This window comes from Celeribacter halophilus, from assembly GCF_900114135.1.
GTDB classification, from domain to species: Bacteria; Pseudomonadota; Alphaproteobacteria; order Rhodobacterales; family Rhodobacteraceae; genus Celeribacter; species Celeribacter halophilus.
Genome location: NZ_FORY01000036.1, coordinates 1 through 15,390 on the forward strand (window position 1 = coordinate 1; position 15,390 = coordinate 15,390).

The following is a 15,390-nucleotide window of genomic DNA, read 5'->3' on the forward strand; positions in this document are numbered from 1 at the left end:
GACGCCGATGCTGATGCTGATGCCGACGCTGACGCTGATGCCGATGCGGACGCTGATGCCGACCAAGGTCTTCTTGATCCTTTGATCGGGACTGGTGGATTGCTCGCGGGCCTCACAGCTGACGGTGCGTTGCTCGGTGATATTACAGGATCTGAAGGGCTCTTGGGCGATCTCGTCGGAGCTGATGGCGCTCTCGGTGAACTTGGCGAGGAACTTTTCGGGCAGCCGATCCTAGGTGACGGAGTTCAAGGGGATGAGACTGGCTTGCTGGACGGTATCGTCTCTGACACGGGCTTGCTGGGAGACGTGACAGGCAATTCAGGCTTGCTTGGAGATATCACAGGTTCCGAGGGTCTCCTCGGGGATGTCGTGTTAAATGATGGCCTTCTTGGAGATGTTACTGGGTCCGATGGGGTGGTCGGGGAACTGATCAGTACGGGGACACTTGGTGAAGTTGAGACATCCGGTGATGGTTCGACGGATGATGGTCTGCTTGATGGATTGCTTGGTGGTGATGATCTCCTTGGTGGTCTCACCGACGGAATCCTCGGAGGTGAAGGTGATCTTCTTGACGGTCTGACGGATGGTCTTCTTGGCGGTGAAAGCGGCCTACTGTCCGGACTGACTGGCGCGGATGAGGGCCTTCTGGATGATGTCCTTGCTGACGGTGGTCTTCTAGGAGATGTCACAGGCAACAGCGGTTTGCTGGGAGATGTTACCGGCAATGACGGTGTGCTTGGCGAGGTGATCGGAGACGAAGGCCTTATAGCCGATGCAACAGGCCTGACGCTTGTTACAGACGGCGATCCGTCTGCTTCTGGAGACCTTTTGGGAGGGCTAACGGATGGCCTGCTCGGAGGTGAAAGTGACCTAACTGATGGTCTTCTTGGAGGCGCAAGCGATTTGCTTTCTGGTGTGACTGGTGAGGACGCGGGTCTTCTGGATGATGTCATTGCTGATGGTGGTCTTCTGGGGGATGTCACAGGCAACAGCGGTTTGCTGGGAGATGTTACCGGTAATGACGGTGTGCTTGGTGAGGTGATCGGAGACGAAGGTCTTGTGGCCGATGCAACAGGTCTGACGCTTGTTACAGACGGTGACCCGTCTGCAGCTGGAGACCTGTTGGGGGGCATCACGGATGACTTGCTGGGTGGCCTGACTGACGATTTGTCAATCTGAAGTTAAAACCCGGGCGGAATATTCCGCCCGGGCCCTACCAGAAATATCGTGTGGTTAAATTGACACGATACCGAGATCGTCTTCCACCCACTCCTGGAAGGCGTAGAAGAAGCATCCTGCAGAGCTTCTTCTCCCCCTGGGGTTAGTCTTTCAAGACAAAGCCTCAGAACCTGAGAGGCAGATTGTGTACCCCCAAATACCACTCACCCAGCATGATCTGTCTCTCTTCCCTTGGGAAAAAAAGCGATAGTAGGCAGTTTGGCGCATTTTTCTTGCTTGTGTCCAGTTTTTTTGACTGCCTCGAGCTTTGTATGAGTTCTGCCACGCACTTTTTTCGTTGTTGGGGTATGCCGCTCTTCTTTGTAAGTCTTGCTGGTATGTATCTTAACACCTTCCCCGCCCTGAAGGACGGGGTGTCCCGCGAGGTTATCGATGACGGAGCCCCTCAAAGAACCGCTGTCGCGTGTGCAAGCGTATCCAAAGGTGCCATTAAGCCAGCTTTTGGAACAGGCACATTCTGCTTTGATCTATGCTATTTCTTCAGCTGAGAGTAACGCGCCTCTGCGTGTTTTCTTTTCAGTGAGTGATGGTGCTACACGGTCAACCGTGGTGCATTTCTCGGGTCCGGACCTTGAGTGTATCTGGGAGCAGTTGACACGGTGGCTGGCTGCACATCCAAAACCGGATCCATTAGTCCGATGGTTGCGTGTTGATTGGGTCAGCCGCAGTTGGCAACTGTCTTGGAAACAGACTCGCCAGGCCATCCAGAGCAGCAAGCGCAACTACTTTAGATATGGTATTGCTCTGGATAGTGAGTTTTCGCACGCGTTTCTTGAACAGGAATTGAACGCCAATGCGATGCTTTATTTGGGAAATCATGTAGAGCATGCGGGGTTGAACCTCAAGAACTTCGGAATCTACGGTAAGCGCCGGTTTGGGACAGGTTTCGAGTTGCCGAGTTCGGAGGAAGCGCCTGTCTACCTTTTTGCGACGGAGGCATTTTTCCTCCAAGGGGATCAGCCACCGAAACCGCTTCATGGGTTTGAAGGAGGCGTCGAGGGGAGGGACACAGGGCGCCGCAAGGTAGCTGCGCTGGACGAGCAGTGTGTCTTGCAGTTGATTGATGAGTCTAGTCGTTTTCTTGCCGAGCAGGTCGATGAAAAAGGTCGGTTTATTTATGGGCTTCATCCCTGTTTTGATAGGGAAATACATTCATACAATACGTTGCGTCATGCGAGCACGCTGTATGCGATGTTAGAGGCTTGGGAGGTGACTGGTGACATTGCTCTTAAACAGGCAATTGATCGTTCTCTAGGTTTTTTAACGGAAGCATTGGTGCGGTATTACGACCTACCCAATGGGAGCAAGGTCGCTTATCTGCAGGACGTAAAAAATGAGATCAAACTTGGTGGAAGTGCTGTCTGTATTCTGGCGCTGGTCAAGTACACAGAGTTGACCTCTGACCGACGTCACATGGCCCTTTTGGACGCGCTGGCGCTTGGTATTTCGTATCTTCAAAATAGAGAAACAGGCCAATTGGCCCATGTCCTGAATGCGGATGATTTGACGGTCAAGGATATGTTCCGGGTTATCTATTATGATGGTGAAGCAGCCTTTGGCTTGATGCGGCTTTATGAGTTGACTAAGGATGATCGCTGGCTCTCTGTAGTAGAAAAAGCATTTGAGTATTTTATCGCGCAGGATCATTGGAAAATACATGATCACTGGCTCGGCTATTGCGTGAATGAACTAACGCGTTATCGGCCAGAGGAGCGTTATTTCCAATTCGGTCTTAAGAATATTGTTGGGCATCTAGATTTTGTCATTGAGAGGATCACAACCTTTCCTACGTTGCTTGAGTTGATGATGGCGTCGCATAAAATGGTCGTCCGGTTAGAGCGCTCCGCAGAACATCGGCACCTTCTAAAACAGCTTGATAAGGATAAGTTCTACCGAGCTTTGGAAACGCGCGCGCAATATATGTTAAATGGGTTTTTCTGGCCTGAAATTGCGATGTTTTTTAAACATCCTGCGCGAATTTTAGGGAGCTTCTTCATCCGCCATCATGCGTTCCGAGTGCGCATTGATGATGTCGAGCACTACCTTTCAGGATATGTCGCGTATTTGCGGCATTATCTTGAAAGAAGAGATATCGAGACGAATCCGCCTGCGGAAAAACTTTTGAGCTCTGATGTGCCTAAAGAATATTTGCCTCGGCCCGCACAAGCTACTTTGGTCATTGGGGGTGGGGTAAACCTTGGGGGGCGTGTACATGATCGAGCTGCACAGCTTGGGTCTGGGCAGGTGGTTGATATTTTACCATTGAAGGCCGCAGACCTTTCCGTCGTGTCTCTCGACTGTGTGGTGAGTACTCTTGGGACACAAGGTGTCGATAAAGGGGAGCAGGGACCGTTTTATCGACGCGCGCGCCCTGAGATGATTGCCGTTCTTGCTGATGCTGGCATTGATGTCGTTACTGTCGCTAATTCGCATAGTGGAGATTATGGCCCTGCCGCGTTGATGCAACAGCAGGATATCCTTGACGCTGTTGGGATTGCCAATGTGGGTAGTGGGCGCAGTCGTGAGGAGGCTTTTCGGCCTGCCATCTGTCACGTGGGCGAACTCCGTATCGCCTTGTTCAGCTTTGATACTGCTCAACCAAGGTTCTCTGCAACGGCCTCAGATGCTGGTACGGCTTATCTGTCTTCGAGTGATGTCGCTCAATGGCAGATTGAATTGGAACCGCGGTTTGCTACAGCAGCCAGGGAGGCAGACCTTGTGTTTGTGTCGATACATTGGGGGGCGCATAGCAGTGCTCAGAGGCAAGAAGAGATATCTCACGCCTTGATCGATGTAGGAGCCGATGCTGTTTTCGAAAACGGAGGGCGCGGGCTTCCGAACGTTGAGATTTATAAAACTAAGCCGATACTACGCGGGTTTGGGTCTCTTTTGTCTGACGCATTACATAGTGAATTGAAGGCTGGAGGGGTGTTTCGGCTGGGTTTGAGTCATAGTGGTGTCGATTGGGTGGAATTTACGCCGGTTGGTGTCGGCTATGGCTTTAGTGAATGCTTGCGGGGAGATGCCGCAGAGGCAGCCGTATCAGATTTTCAGTTGAGTTGTGTGGCTCAGGGTACGTCAGTGCTGCCGATGGGAGAGACGGCGTTAATTGATATCGCGTCCGTGCAAGGCGGAGAGCCAAGAGCAACCAAAGCTCTGCGGAAAGAAAAGCGTCTTGACCTTTTGAAGGGCTTTGCTCCCGCCGCTAGCTATGGGCAAGCATCACATGTGCCACAGGATGCGTGTATTAAGCCATATCACCTTAACGGTTTGAACCTTTTGGGGGTGCGGGCAAAGCCATCGGTGATTACTCGGCGTGAGATGCTTTGGGTTGAAACGTGGTGGGATACAGACATGCCAATAGATGAAAACCTGAAGCTTGAATACAGGGCGGTTCCCGGTGGAGGTGAGAACAGTGCCACTTGGGGGCTGGGTTCGGGACATGATCCTTGCGATTGGATGCAACCGACGCGACATTGGCAGACAGGGAAGATCTATTATGACCGTTTTGGTCTTCGTCCACCTGGGTTAGAGAAGATCCGAGCACCATTCTTGCAGCTTGAAATCCGAGTTTCGGGTAGGAGCCCGAATACGGAGTGCTATCTCTATCCGAGGATTTTACCTGTTCGTCTATCCAATTAGCCCCATACGCACGGCGCGGTCCTTGAGCATCTTCACCGAAGAGACCGACCACTGTGCCCCGCCAGACGGGCTGCGTTCCCGCATCTGTTCCAGAGCGTGGGCAATCTCGCGCAGAGTAATCTTCGGGTTGGCTTTAACCATCGCTGCGACGATGGCGGCGAGCCGGTCGGAGGTCTGGGCTTTCGGGGCGCGCGACATCACGGCAGCATCGAGCATACCGTCTTTGACAAAGCGCCGTGCAGCACGTTTGACGCGGTCGGGGGACCACGGTTTCGACGGGGCAGGGTGCTGACGGTTGATCGTGTCCGCCACGGCTTGCCACGACTTGTCCGGTCGAAGCCTGCGCACGGCGGGTAGCCATTCGTCCGCCTTTGCATTGATCTCATCAAAGAACTGATCATCACGAGCGCGGGCCACGGCCTTCAGTGCCTCCGGATCGCGGGCTTTGAGTTTCGGATTGCCGCCAACCCGTCCGGCGCGCCGTGCAGTCTCTAATCCAGCGATAGTGCGCTCTCGGATCAAGGCGCGCTCCAACTCGGCAACGGCACCAAGAATCTGTAGCGTGAACTTCCCCTGCGCCGTGGTCGTGTCCACCGGATCGCCCAGGGAGCGGAATCCGGCGCCCTTGGAGTCCAGCTCCTCGATCACCTCCAACAGATGCGCCACAGACCGTGCCAGCCGGTCAATCCGCACGACCAGCAGCACGTCACCGCGCTTGATCCGCTGGAGCAGCTTGCGCAGGGCAGGGCGGTCACGATCCCCGCCGGAACCGGTCTCTTCGACAACGTAATCAGCGCCGGCTTCATTGAGCGCAGCTACCTGTCCCTCAAGCGTTTGCCCGACAGTCGACACTCGCGCATATCCGATCATGGCCATGGTGATCTCCTTTGAGGCCTATCTTTGGCGGGTTTTGGCTGTTTGTACAATATTATGAGTATGTAGAAAATGACCGTATTGAAATATTTATAAAGTTGAACAGACGACATGGATCCTGCGCAATCTCGTAGGTTTCCCTACATATGAGCACGATGGGAGAAGCGGAGCGCTGTGGGAAAGTGTGTTTGGCAGCGAGGTAGGAGGAGGTCATTACAAAACACTTAAGTAATAGAATGAAATAAATTATATCATTCCTTTAGTTTATATAAATTATTGAAATTACGAGTATAACTTTAATCTTTATATAGGGTGAATAAATGGCGAATTTGAGGTTTGCCTATCCACTTTGTTCCTCCGAAGGAGGATGGAGGTTGATAGGTGAAGTGGCCCCACCTTTCCGAACAGTTTTGCGGCGTTTCTAAGGTGGATCGTGTTTAGGTTTCATGCCCCCAATGACACGAAGTGTTTCGCCGCAACTCTTGCAAATTGCCTTATGAAAGCTCTTCCAGGATTGGCACTGTCTTCATGTGGGTCTCTACGGCTGATCTGACTTCGTCATTCATTGGCAAGTTTGGCGCTTCAGCATCCCAATGCTCCCGAAAAAGCTGAACGGTCTCTCTGGCAGCATCGATCGCCATCTTTTTCGGTATGGCTGCTTTCACCGCGAGATGCGTTAACTCATCCAATGAGAACGCCGAGAACACTTTGGCGCGGCTGATCTTCATGTTGGTTGCATCACCTGGAAGGTAGGGCACGGTCGCTACAAAATCATAAGCGGGTGCCAGCGATACATACCGCCTATCCGGATAGATCAACGACCAATTCTTCATGTGCATATCGGCATTGCCGATCAGCATGTTGAAGGTCAGGCGTCTGATATATTCGATGATGTCGGCATCATTACCTTCGGCGGCGATCACCTGAGCGATGTTCCGGAATGTGCCATTGCCATACTTGTCCTCAGGATAGAGTCCATAGACCTGTGCGAAATCCTCGATATGCACGCGCGATCCGTCGGATAGTCGATCAAAGCGCTCAATTACAAAGGCATGCTTGCCGATCTTATCGACCCCTTCGGGCAAGTTGTTGATCGCATTAATGCTGACCAGATCAATGGCAGGCACGTTCATCCCGATCAGGCTGGCCAGCTTCATCATCGAGAATTCATTTTCAGGGACGCCTGAGAATTCGCGGGAGGGGAGCTTGATGATCCAGGAGCCGCCGACGCCAGAGGCGGGGATGGTCAGTCCGCCGCTTGCTTCCATCACGGCGGAAAACTTGAGCTGAACTCCCGCCAGCGAGAAGCGCAGCGCGTTTTCGCGCCGATCATCACCATGATCAGCGACGCCATCGGCAGCATGCGGAGGCCAGGAATCACCATCGGAAGGGGTTATGGTGATCGCGCCGGGCAGGTCATGACCAAGTGCCCAGAGTAGATAGAATTCACGTTCGGGATGCACACCCGCCTGTTCGGCCAGGTATTTGCGCAGATGACCTTCGGGCAGAAGGTTTGAGAAGAAGGGCATGATGCGCTTCTGATAGGGCCTGAAGTCCGTATAGAGCTCCCCGAATTCATCCTTGAAGCCGAGGCCGAGGGTCGGTCTGTCAGGATGTTCGATGTATTCGTCGGTGAAGGCAAAGATGGTGCGATCGCCGCCGAGATTGGTGAGCGTACCGATCGGCTTGCCATACAGGTTCACGTTGAGAACGGAGACACTACTCATCGTTATCTCCATCAAGGCGATAGGCAGGACGCGGTAAGCGCGCGCGGTCTTCGTCAACCATTCCGTGCGCAAGCGTGTTCCGGATACTATTCATCTGCCTTGACGCGTCTTGCAGCGCTGCAACGTCACCCACGCCCTCCACGGATTTGAGCGTTCCACAAATGCTGCGCAATGTGTCGGTGTTCCGGATCAGGTTCTCGAACTGTCGCATCTCCCGAAACTGCCGCTGTAGGTTGTCGAAGACAGGACTATCGATTTTGAGTGACTGGATGTGCTCAAGCTTCTTGGCGAGCCGCTCAATCTCTTTGCGCACTTCCGGAGTGGCCTTCGGCGCGTTGTTTACGCGACGGGAGATTGTCCTGATGGCGGGCGCCGCCTTGCGCGGCACAAGCGCCAATTCCAGATCAAGGGCGTTGGCGATGGCGGTCAGGCTTGATACGGTGAGGTTGACCGCACCGCTCTCGATCTTGGAGATGTGCGACTGCGGCACTCCTGCGCGGGCGCTTAGCGCGCGCTGGCTAAGCCCCTTTTTTTTGCGCGCAGCCTTCAGTGTCGCCACCAGTTTCTCGCCCTCATAGCCCATATTGATATAATCCTGCGTATCATGAAAAGTACTTGATCTGTTTTAATATATCGTTTTGAGTGAGAGGTTTCAATATTTGATCTATTTATCTATATTAAATATCTATCGTGATCTTCTTTTATAGATCGAAATGCATCCCACTTCTAGCTGAGCTAAGAGGAGCCGGGCATGCCAGTTTTTGAATATCTCCCGGGGGTCGCTGTACGTGGATGCAGGTTCAACCAGTACCTCGTATGACGTCGATCTCCGGTTCGGCTGAGCGCACCTTTCTCGACCAGATCCTGCAGATCGCGGGTCGCGGTTGCGCGTGAAGTTCCGGTGATCTTGAGATAGTTGTCGGCGCTGAGGCCGCCTTTGAAACCACCAGGGCCTTCCCGAAACATTCGAGCGATGGCCTTGGTCTGGCGTTCGTTCAAGTGGTCTCTGTGATGATCGTAGAAGTGTGCCTTGCTGATGAAGAAACCGACGCGGTCGAGTGTGACCTGTTGGGCCTTCAAGACAATTTTCGCGAACCAGACAAGCCAATCGGTCACGTCGAGCGTTTTTTGATGTTGCTCGAGTTGATCGTAGTAAGCCTTGCGCTCCTTCTCAATGGTGAAGGCGAGCGAGATGAGGGTCGGCTGGCCAATGTTTTGTGCCAGTGACTTTTCAGCGAGGGCGCGCCCCAAGCGCCCATTGCCATCTTCGAAGGGGTGAATGCTCTCAAAATAGAGGTGGCTTAGTCCTGCGCGCGTCAGGGCGGGAAGTGGCTGTGCTCCCCTCGGCCTGGTCTCGTTGAACCAATCAGCATATCGCTCCATCTCAGGCATGACCCGCTCTGATGGAGGTGCTTCGAAATGGATCGTCGGTCGTTCGAGGCGGCCGGAAACGATTTGCATCGCTTCGGCGTGTTGTCGGTAGGCCCCGATGGTTTCCAACCGACGGTCATGGGACAAGAGCATCTGATGCCAGCGGTACAGCGTCTCGTGGGTCAGCGGGTCCGCAAAGTTGGAATAGACGTCGACCATCATTTCCGCGACGCCCTGTTCGCGCGGTTTGGCAGGGTAGCTGTCCGGATCGATGCCCAGATGGCGGCGCAGCGAAGACTGGACACTGATCCGATCGAGGATTTCACCCTCGATGGCGCTCGTCTGCATAGCTTCCTCGCTGAGCAGTTCGATGCGGAGTTGCTCGCGCTCCGGCTGGCTGATGTGATGGACCGCGCCGAGGATTTCTCCGGACGACAGCAGAAAATTCTGCTCGAACGGCTCCAGAGCGGAGACGTCATACCGGAAATCCGGCCAATCTGGTAGCGTCCAGTTCCAAGCCATGAGTTATAGATATCCTTCCTATAACTCAAAAATAGATCATATGTGATGCATAGAAGTCAACTCTATCGCTCAAAGGAACTGCGGGTATTGTCAGGTTACTTCCCTCTATCCGCACTTTTGCCCGTGAGGGGCTTTGTGGCACAAACCGGGCGAAGGACGCACTTCCCCTTACCCCACCCTCCCTTTCATCCTGTTGTTACAAGACATTCACACGAATGTTGCAGCGCCTTGGCATCAAATGCGCCAGAGGCCCATTCCCCCCTGTGCGGATCGGCATCGACATTCCAGCCATGCTGTTTAGGAGCTAGAGATGAAAGATCAGGATATCATCGACCTGTCTTGGGACGAGTTTGACGAGTTGCGCGATCCGCGCCCGGATGCCAACGGATTTGACGCTGTTGTCGAGCGCGCGATTTCGCGCCGCGGTTTCTTGGGCGGCGCTCTGGCCTTCGGGTCCGGCGCGCTTGCTATGGGCGCCAGCCTGATGTCCTCGACCACAGCGGCCCGAGCAGAAGGCATGGGGTTCAACTTCAAACCCATCGACATTGCGACTGATTATGACGTCCATGTGCCGGAAGGCTACCAGTGGAAAACCCTCGTACGCTGGGGTGACGCTCTGTTTTCCGAAGCCCAAGGGGCCTATTCCCCCGAGACCGGCGTTCCGGTCGAGATGTCCGACAAGGTCTTTGGCGAAAACACAGATGGCATGGAGACCTTTGTCGATGGCGACAAAACGATCCTTGCGATCAATTCTGAATATGTGAACCCGAAGATCAACCTGCCCGTCGCCTCCGAAGGCATGCCGCAGAATGCCGACGAAGTCATGATGCTCAAGAATATGCAGGGCGTGACCGTCGTGGAAGTCGCGGACAATGGCGACGGCTACGAGGTTGTCGTCGACAGTGCCTACAACCGCCGCATCACCCATGAAACCCAGATGATCATGGACGGACCTGCTGCCGGCTCCGATCTGGTCAAGACCAAGGCCGATCCGGCTGGTTTGAACCCCAAAGGCACCATGAACAACTGCGGCTCCGGCAAGACGCTCTGGGGCACCTATCTGACCTGCGAAGAGAACTTCAACGGCTACTTCGGCGCCACAGGCGACTATGAGGTGACCGAAGGCCTCAAACGCTACGGCATCGGCGGCGAAGGCCGTTATGCATATGAGAAGTTTGATCCGCGTTACGACCTGACACAAGAGCCAAACGAACCGAACCGTCACGGCTGGGTCACGGAAATCAATCCGCTTGATCCCACATCCACACCGGTCAAACACACCGCTCTGGGTCGTTTCAAACACGAAAACGCCGAAATGGTGCAGGCCAAAGACGGTCGCGTTGTGGTCTATATGGGCGACGATGAACGTGGCGAATTCATGTATAAATACGTCTCCAACGGCACTTACACAGAGGGTGGCTCCACCGAGGGTCTTCTGTCTGATGGCACGCTCTATGTCGCCAAGTTCAACGACGACTTGACCGGCGAGTGGCTGGCATTGACGCCGGAAACCACGGGCATGCCTATGGAAGACATCCTCGTCTTCGCACGGATCGCGGGTTCCAAAGTCGGCGCGACCACGATGGATCGACCGGAATGGATTGCCGCCAACCCGCTCAAGGTCGAGGCCTATTGCGCGCTGACCAACAACAAGAATCGCGGCGTCAAGCCGAACGCTGGTGGTGATGAAACGCCAGCATCCGGCCCGAACCCGCGCGAGACCAACAATTACGGTCAGATCGTGCGCTGGAAACCGGCTGGTGAAGATCACGGTGCCACTGAGTTTACATGGGATCTCTATGTCATGGCCGGGAACCCGACCGTCTACGACAATGCCTATGCAGGGTCTGAGAACGTGAACGCGGGTAACATGTTCAACTCGCCCGATGGCATGGCATTCTCTTCCGATGGTTACCTCTGGATCCAGACCGACGGCGACGACAGCAACGAAGGCGAGTTCGAAGGCCAAGGCAACAACCAGATGCTTGTCGGCAACACCGAAACCGGAGAAATCGCCCGTTTCCTCACAGCTCCGAATGGGGCCGAGGTCACGGGGCTCACATGGTCGCCGGACAAGAAAGTCGCCTTCGTCGGCATTCAACACCCCGGCGGTTCCTGGCCTGACGGCAACGGCAAACCACGCTCGTCGGTGATCGCCGTATGGCGTGAAGATGGTGCCTTGATCGGCTAAGGCCAAGCCAGGCATTCAACACGAGATCGAAAAGGGTGCGGCACAGTTCGCACCCTGTTATGCCGTTAAAGTTTACGTACACGGGGATTGTATTCTACCAAATTTGGCCCAAACGACTCTGATTATGTACGAGAGAGCAGGTCATAGGAGTTGTCACATTCCGGCCTGGAGCTATGAGTGAATCTGATGTCCGGGTGATTTAAATGATAGGTGCATCTGGTTGGATGGACGTTGCAACACATCCAGCCAATTATTCGAGGATGCACCACCATGGATGACAGTACTGAAGTGGTCCGGCAGAATGGTACATGGATGCTGTGTCGGATCTCGGGGATTGATTTGCAACTCTGTGCGCATGTATCATGCGCATGAAGGAGGCTGTCAGATGCAAACACAATCCGTTCCCAAGAAGCCTACCAATTTGTCTTTGGATCAGGCCTTGCTAAGTGAGGCCCGGTCCTTCGGAGTGAACCTTTCACAGGCGGCAGAGGCCGGGCTGCGCCTGGCTGTGAAAGAGGCGAAAGCCGAGGCCTGGAAGCGTGAAAATGCCAAGGCGATTGAGGCGTCCAATGCTTGGGTTGAAGAGCAGGGCCTGCCTCTGGAAAAATACCGGCTCTTCTGATGGCACGATATGATGTTTATGCGAGCCCGGACGGGGCGGGCTTCTTGCTTGATGTTCAGGCAGAACTTCTGGATGATTTAAATACCCGTGTTGTTGTGCCTCTGATGTCTGTGGTTGCCGCTCCGGCTCCGGCCAGGCAGCTTAATCCGGTGTTCGACATCCGTTCGGAGCGGTATGTGATGGTCACGCAGTTCCTGTCAGCGGTGCCGGTGTCTATTCTGAAAACTTCCGTGGTCAGTCTTGCAAAGCATGATCGCGAGATTGATGGCGCGCTCGATATGCTCCTGACTGGCGTGTGATTGCGGGTGGTTTTCAGGAGTGGAGTGGCGACGTTACTAATAGGCAATGCCTCTTGATCACTTTGCCCTTTGGTGCCGTGTGCCGAGGCGTCAGCCTGGCGACGCAAAGTGTTATACATCAAATAAATAATATGCTGTATAACTGCGAAAAGTGGTTTATACAGCATGTCGTAACTTTGCCGTATAGAAGCCTCATGCCCCGCTTTCACACACCCATCGGCTCCGCCGCCTATCACGATCTTCTTCGCCTCGCGCAAGACGAGCAGGTGGGCGAAATCATTGGTACGCCGACGCGCGTTAGCGTCAAAGGGCGGGTGTTTTGGTACGATAAATTTCGTGTGGGGTCCGATATGGCGCAGCGCTATATCGGACCGGATAGTCCAGCTTTACAGGACCGACTGGCGCGCCTCGATGCGTTAAAAGAGGCGCGTGAGGCCCGTCGTCGGGAGCGCACGCGCCTTGTTCGGTTGTTGCGGGCAGATGGCTATACGCCTACGGATCAAACTACGGGGAGTCTGCTGAATGCGTTCTCGCGCACCGGCGTCTTTCGCTTGGGTGGTACGCTGATCGGGACGGTGGCGTTTCGCCATTATGAGGGTGAGCTTGGAGTTGTCCTGGGAGCGGATGCTTTGGCGCAGACGGGCGACATGGACATCGCGAGTTTCGAACGGCTCTCTTTTGCCATCGGCGATCAGGTAGACACCCCGCTTGAAGAGGTGTTCAAATCCTTAAAATTCGTGCCAAGCCCGTCGCTTGATCCGCAGCGCATCTGGCGTTGGGCCCAAAGCAGTGGCGAAACGTTGGTGGAATTCCTTTTGCCTGCACAGGGCGAGGAAAGCCTGCGCGATCTACCTGCACTGGGGGTAAGTGCTATGGCGCTCCGGCATCTTGATTACCTGATCGAAGATCCAATTCCGGCGGTGAGCCTCTATCGTTCCGGGGTATTGGTGCAAATCCCGAGACCGGAGCGTTATGCTGTTCACAAGTTGATCGTTGCAGAGCGCCGACGAGCGGGGGATCGGCTGAAAGCGCAAAAGGACCGCGCACAGGCGGCGCTTTTGATCGCTGTGCTGGCCGAAACGCGCCCCGACGAATTGCGTGAGGCCTATGAGGACGCTCTGGCGCGGGGACCACGCTGGCGCGCGCAGATTGAAGCCTCTTTGCGCTTGCGCCCGGATGCGCATGCGATTCTGACAGAGGTCACAAGATAACCCGATCGGGCGCTTGATCTATGCCTGAGTTAGTCTTGTCGGGCTATAAGGTTTAAAAGAGGAAGCCTCGTCGCGAATTCAGCATGTGACATTCAACTGATCTGCACTGTGAGATGCAGGCAGGGTTGCGGCGAACCGTTTTGCGGCGGCGGCTTCGACGGTCTGACTGTTCAGGTATTCCTCCAAGGAAGCGCGGGGATTGTCGATCCGCAACAGCGTTGACAGAAAAGCGCAAACAAGAAGAAAATCGGGGTTTTCAGGTTTCGGGCGCGCTCTGCTTGCCGCCTCAAGGGCTTTGGAAGCGCCGTGGCCTGACTTCTTCTTTTCAGACTCAGATGGGGACACAGGCTTGTCGTATCCCTGTCGTTTCTCAGGCAAGGCATAGACACAAACCAACTTGGTCTCGGCGTCAAAGTAGAAGGCTTCAGTGTTGGTCATCAGGGACCTGCTCAAACCAAGCTTAGGTAGCCATTTCGAAGCTTCCGCAACCTGATTTGTAATGTCTTTGCGAAGCTGGTCCCCCATTCTATAGGAGGACTGCTCGTCCATCGTCCCGTCGGTCCATTGCTCAGGCAGCAATGGAATGGGCGCGCGAGAGAATTGAATAATCTTGTCGATGGCGGAGGAAAATTTAGCCGTATCGGGCAGGCTATCAGGTGTATGCGTCCCGTCCATCGGCGCAAAACCAGCATCAACAGGAAGGGCTTGCACCCCGTTCTCTTCAGCCTTTTCTTCGATGCGCGTCATGAGATCTTGAACCGTTTTCACCTGAATGCTTTGATCAATGTATTGCCGCATTGGTGGCGACAGGTAGGGGGAGCTGAGAAAAGCAACGATGGCATCAGTTGCGGCGATCACCTCGGAGCGGGCGCTCTCCAATCTTGCGATTGTGCCTCGCGCACTCGTCCACGTCGTGCGTCGAGCTTCATGGCGGGCCACTTTTTCAAGGTACTGAATAACCTGCTCTAGTGTCGCCTGATCCAGTGCAAATTTCGTCGCAATATTCTTAGCATCGATCTCTAAATCTTCTATTGCGATATCCACTGGGGTTTCTTCGCCCGGTATCTCTGAAAGATCCTCTCCCTTCTCATTTTCTTGTTGCTTATACGCAACCCAAACCGCTTCGATATGTGTTTTTAGTATTTCCAGATGCTTCTTTTCCCAGTCATCACGAGCCTGTGCGGGCAAAAGCGAATATCGCCAAGTTTGTTCTGTCTCACGGTCATCTGGCATTCCGGAACCAGCATGAATGAGGGTCGCTCGCGCTAGACTCATTCCCGCGCTGACGAAGTTCTCAAAGAGCTTTTCAGCCTCTGCAAGGTCTCGTCGGAAGGCATCAATATCCGCTTGAAAGGCCGACCGCATTTCAAGTTGGACTTGCTGCGCCGAGAGGTTCAATGCCTGATAGGCGAGAAAGATTGTTGCGATCGCTGCAACCGCTGCGACTGCAAGTCCGATGCTGTTGGAAATATAGGAGAAAAATTCTTCAGATGCGGGATTGGGGAAGATTTCTTGTCCATAGCTTTGGACGAAACGGAGCCCAAAGTATGAGAGGGCAGACATCAAGATTACGCCCATAAAAACCCAGAAGATGACTTTCATCGTTTGCCTCGCTGGATACCCGGTCCTTCAGGGCGGGGAGGAATGCGTTGCGATACACTGCAACATGCGTTAATTTTTCGCTTGAGTGAAA

11 protein-coding genes are annotated in these 15,390 nt (G+C 54.1%); 6 read left to right on the forward strand and 5 right to left on the reverse strand.

What is annotated here, in order from left to right:
• Together BM152_RS19350 and BM152_RS17935 are read left to right on the forward strand one after the other, a co-directional pair.
• The coding region (locus tag BM152_RS19350; protein WP_211435257.1) for a hypothetical protein at positions 1 to 1,179 on the forward strand (1,179 nt) is incomplete at its 5' end.
• A 432-nt stretch (positions 1,180 to 1,611) separates the two neighbouring features.
• Positions 1,612 to 4,881, forward strand: a complete 3,270-nt coding sequence (locus tag BM152_RS17935; RefSeq protein WP_066608226.1) for a CapA family protein — start codon at positions 1,612 to 1,614, stop codon at positions 4,879 to 4,881.
• Here the strand turns inward: BM152_RS17935 and BM152_RS17940 are convergent.
• The 4 genes from BM152_RS17940 to BM152_RS17955 form a co-directional block, all read right to left on the reverse strand.
• Complete coding sequence (locus tag BM152_RS17940; protein ID WP_066608231.1) at positions 4,870 to 5,757, reverse strand: recombinase family protein; 888 nt, start codon at positions 5,755 to 5,757, stop codon at positions 4,870 to 4,872. The two genes, BM152_RS17935 and BM152_RS17940, sit on opposite strands and share 12 nt — an antisense overlap.
• A 491-nt stretch (positions 5,758 to 6,248) precedes the next feature.
• On the reverse strand, positions 6,249 to 7,481 hold the full coding sequence (locus tag BM152_RS17945; protein ID WP_066608234.1) for a type II toxin-antitoxin system HipA family toxin: 1,233 nt from the start codon (positions 7,479 to 7,481) through the stop codon (positions 6,249 to 6,251).
• On the reverse strand, positions 7,474 to 8,064 hold the full coding sequence (locus tag BM152_RS17950; RefSeq protein ID WP_074914620.1) for a helix-turn-helix domain-containing protein: 591 nt from the start codon (positions 8,062 to 8,064) through the stop codon (positions 7,474 to 7,476). The genes BM152_RS17945 and BM152_RS17950 overlap by 8 nt, the downstream gene beginning before the upstream one ends.
• A 152-nt stretch (positions 8,065 to 8,216) precedes the next feature.
• Positions 8,217 to 9,374: a Fic family protein gene (locus BM152_RS17955; RefSeq protein WP_066608236.1), complete on the reverse strand. Its 1,158-nt coding sequence runs from the start codon at positions 9,372 to 9,374 to the stop codon at positions 8,217 to 8,219.
• Between the two features lie 310 nt (positions 9,375 to 9,684).
• Here BM152_RS17955 and BM152_RS17960 point away from each other — a divergent pair, with 310 nt between their 5' ends.
• The 4 genes from BM152_RS17960 (at position 9,685) to BM152_RS17975 (ending at position 13,697) form a co-directional block, all read left to right on the forward strand.
• Complete coding sequence (locus BM152_RS17960; RefSeq protein ID WP_066608237.1) at positions 9,685 to 11,565, forward strand: PhoX family protein; 1,881 nt, start codon at positions 9,685 to 9,687, stop codon at positions 11,563 to 11,565.
• Between the two features lie 385 nt (positions 11,566 to 11,950).
• Entirely contained in the window at positions 11,951 to 12,187 is a 237-nt protein-coding gene (locus tag BM152_RS17965; protein ID WP_066608240.1) for a type II toxin-antitoxin system CcdA family antitoxin, read from the forward strand.
• Positions 12,187 to 12,486: a CcdB family protein gene (locus BM152_RS17970; protein ID WP_066608242.1), complete on the forward strand. Its 300-nt coding sequence runs from the start codon at positions 12,187 to 12,189 to the stop codon at positions 12,484 to 12,486. Before BM152_RS17965 ends, BM152_RS17970 begins: the two co-directional genes overlap by 1 nt.
• 194 nt (positions 12,487 to 12,680) lie before the next feature.
• The gene (locus BM152_RS17975) at positions 12,681 to 13,697 is read left to right on the forward strand and encodes a nucleotidyltransferase family protein (protein ID WP_066608246.1); all 1,017 of its coding nucleotides are present in this window, start codon (positions 12,681 to 12,683) and stop codon (positions 13,695 to 13,697) included.
• 78 nt (positions 13,698 to 13,775) lie between these two features.
• Here the strand turns inward: BM152_RS17975 and BM152_RS17980 are convergent, their stop codons facing one another.
• Complete coding sequence (locus BM152_RS17980; protein WP_066608248.1) at positions 13,776 to 15,299, reverse strand: hypothetical protein; 1,524 nt, start codon at positions 15,297 to 15,299, stop codon at positions 13,776 to 13,778.
• Between the last annotated feature and the right edge of the window lie 91 nt (positions 15,300 to 15,390).

Excerpts from the sequence above, each read along its gene's own strand:
- BM152_RS17935 (WP_066608226.1), top strand. The coding sequence starts at position 1,612 with ATGACGGAGCCCCTCAAAGAACCGCTGTCGCGTGTGCAAGCGTATCCA.
- BM152_RS17940 (WP_066608231.1), bottom strand. The coding sequence starts at position 5,757 with ATGGCCATGATCGGATATGCGCGAGTGTCGACTGTCGGGCAAACGCTT.
- BM152_RS17945 (WP_066608234.1), bottom strand. The coding sequence starts at position 7,481 with ATGAGTAGTGTCTCCGTTCTCAACGTGAACCTGTATGGCAAGCCGATC.
- BM152_RS17950 (WP_074914620.1), bottom strand. The coding sequence starts at position 8,064 with ATGGGCTATGAGGGCGAGAAACTGGTGGCGACACTGAAGGCTGCGCGC.
- BM152_RS17955 (WP_066608236.1), bottom strand. The coding sequence starts at position 9,374 with ATGGCTTGGAACTGGACGCTACCAGATTGGCCGGATTTCCGGTATGAC.
- BM152_RS17960 (WP_066608237.1), top strand. The coding sequence starts at position 9,685 with ATGAAAGATCAGGATATCATCGACCTGTCTTGGGACGAGTTTGACGAG.
- BM152_RS17965 (WP_066608240.1), top strand. The coding sequence starts at position 11,951 with ATGCAAACACAATCCGTTCCCAAGAAGCCTACCAATTTGTCTTTGGAT.
- BM152_RS17970 (WP_066608242.1), top strand. The coding sequence starts at position 12,187 with ATGGCACGATATGATGTTTATGCGAGCCCGGACGGGGCGGGCTTCTTG.
- BM152_RS17975 (WP_066608246.1), top strand. The coding sequence starts at position 12,681 with ATGCCCCGCTTTCACACACCCATCGGCTCCGCCGCCTATCACGATCTT.
- BM152_RS17980 (WP_066608248.1), bottom strand. The coding sequence starts at position 15,299 with ATGAAAGTCATCTTCTGGGTTTTTATGGGCGTAATCTTGATGTCTGCC.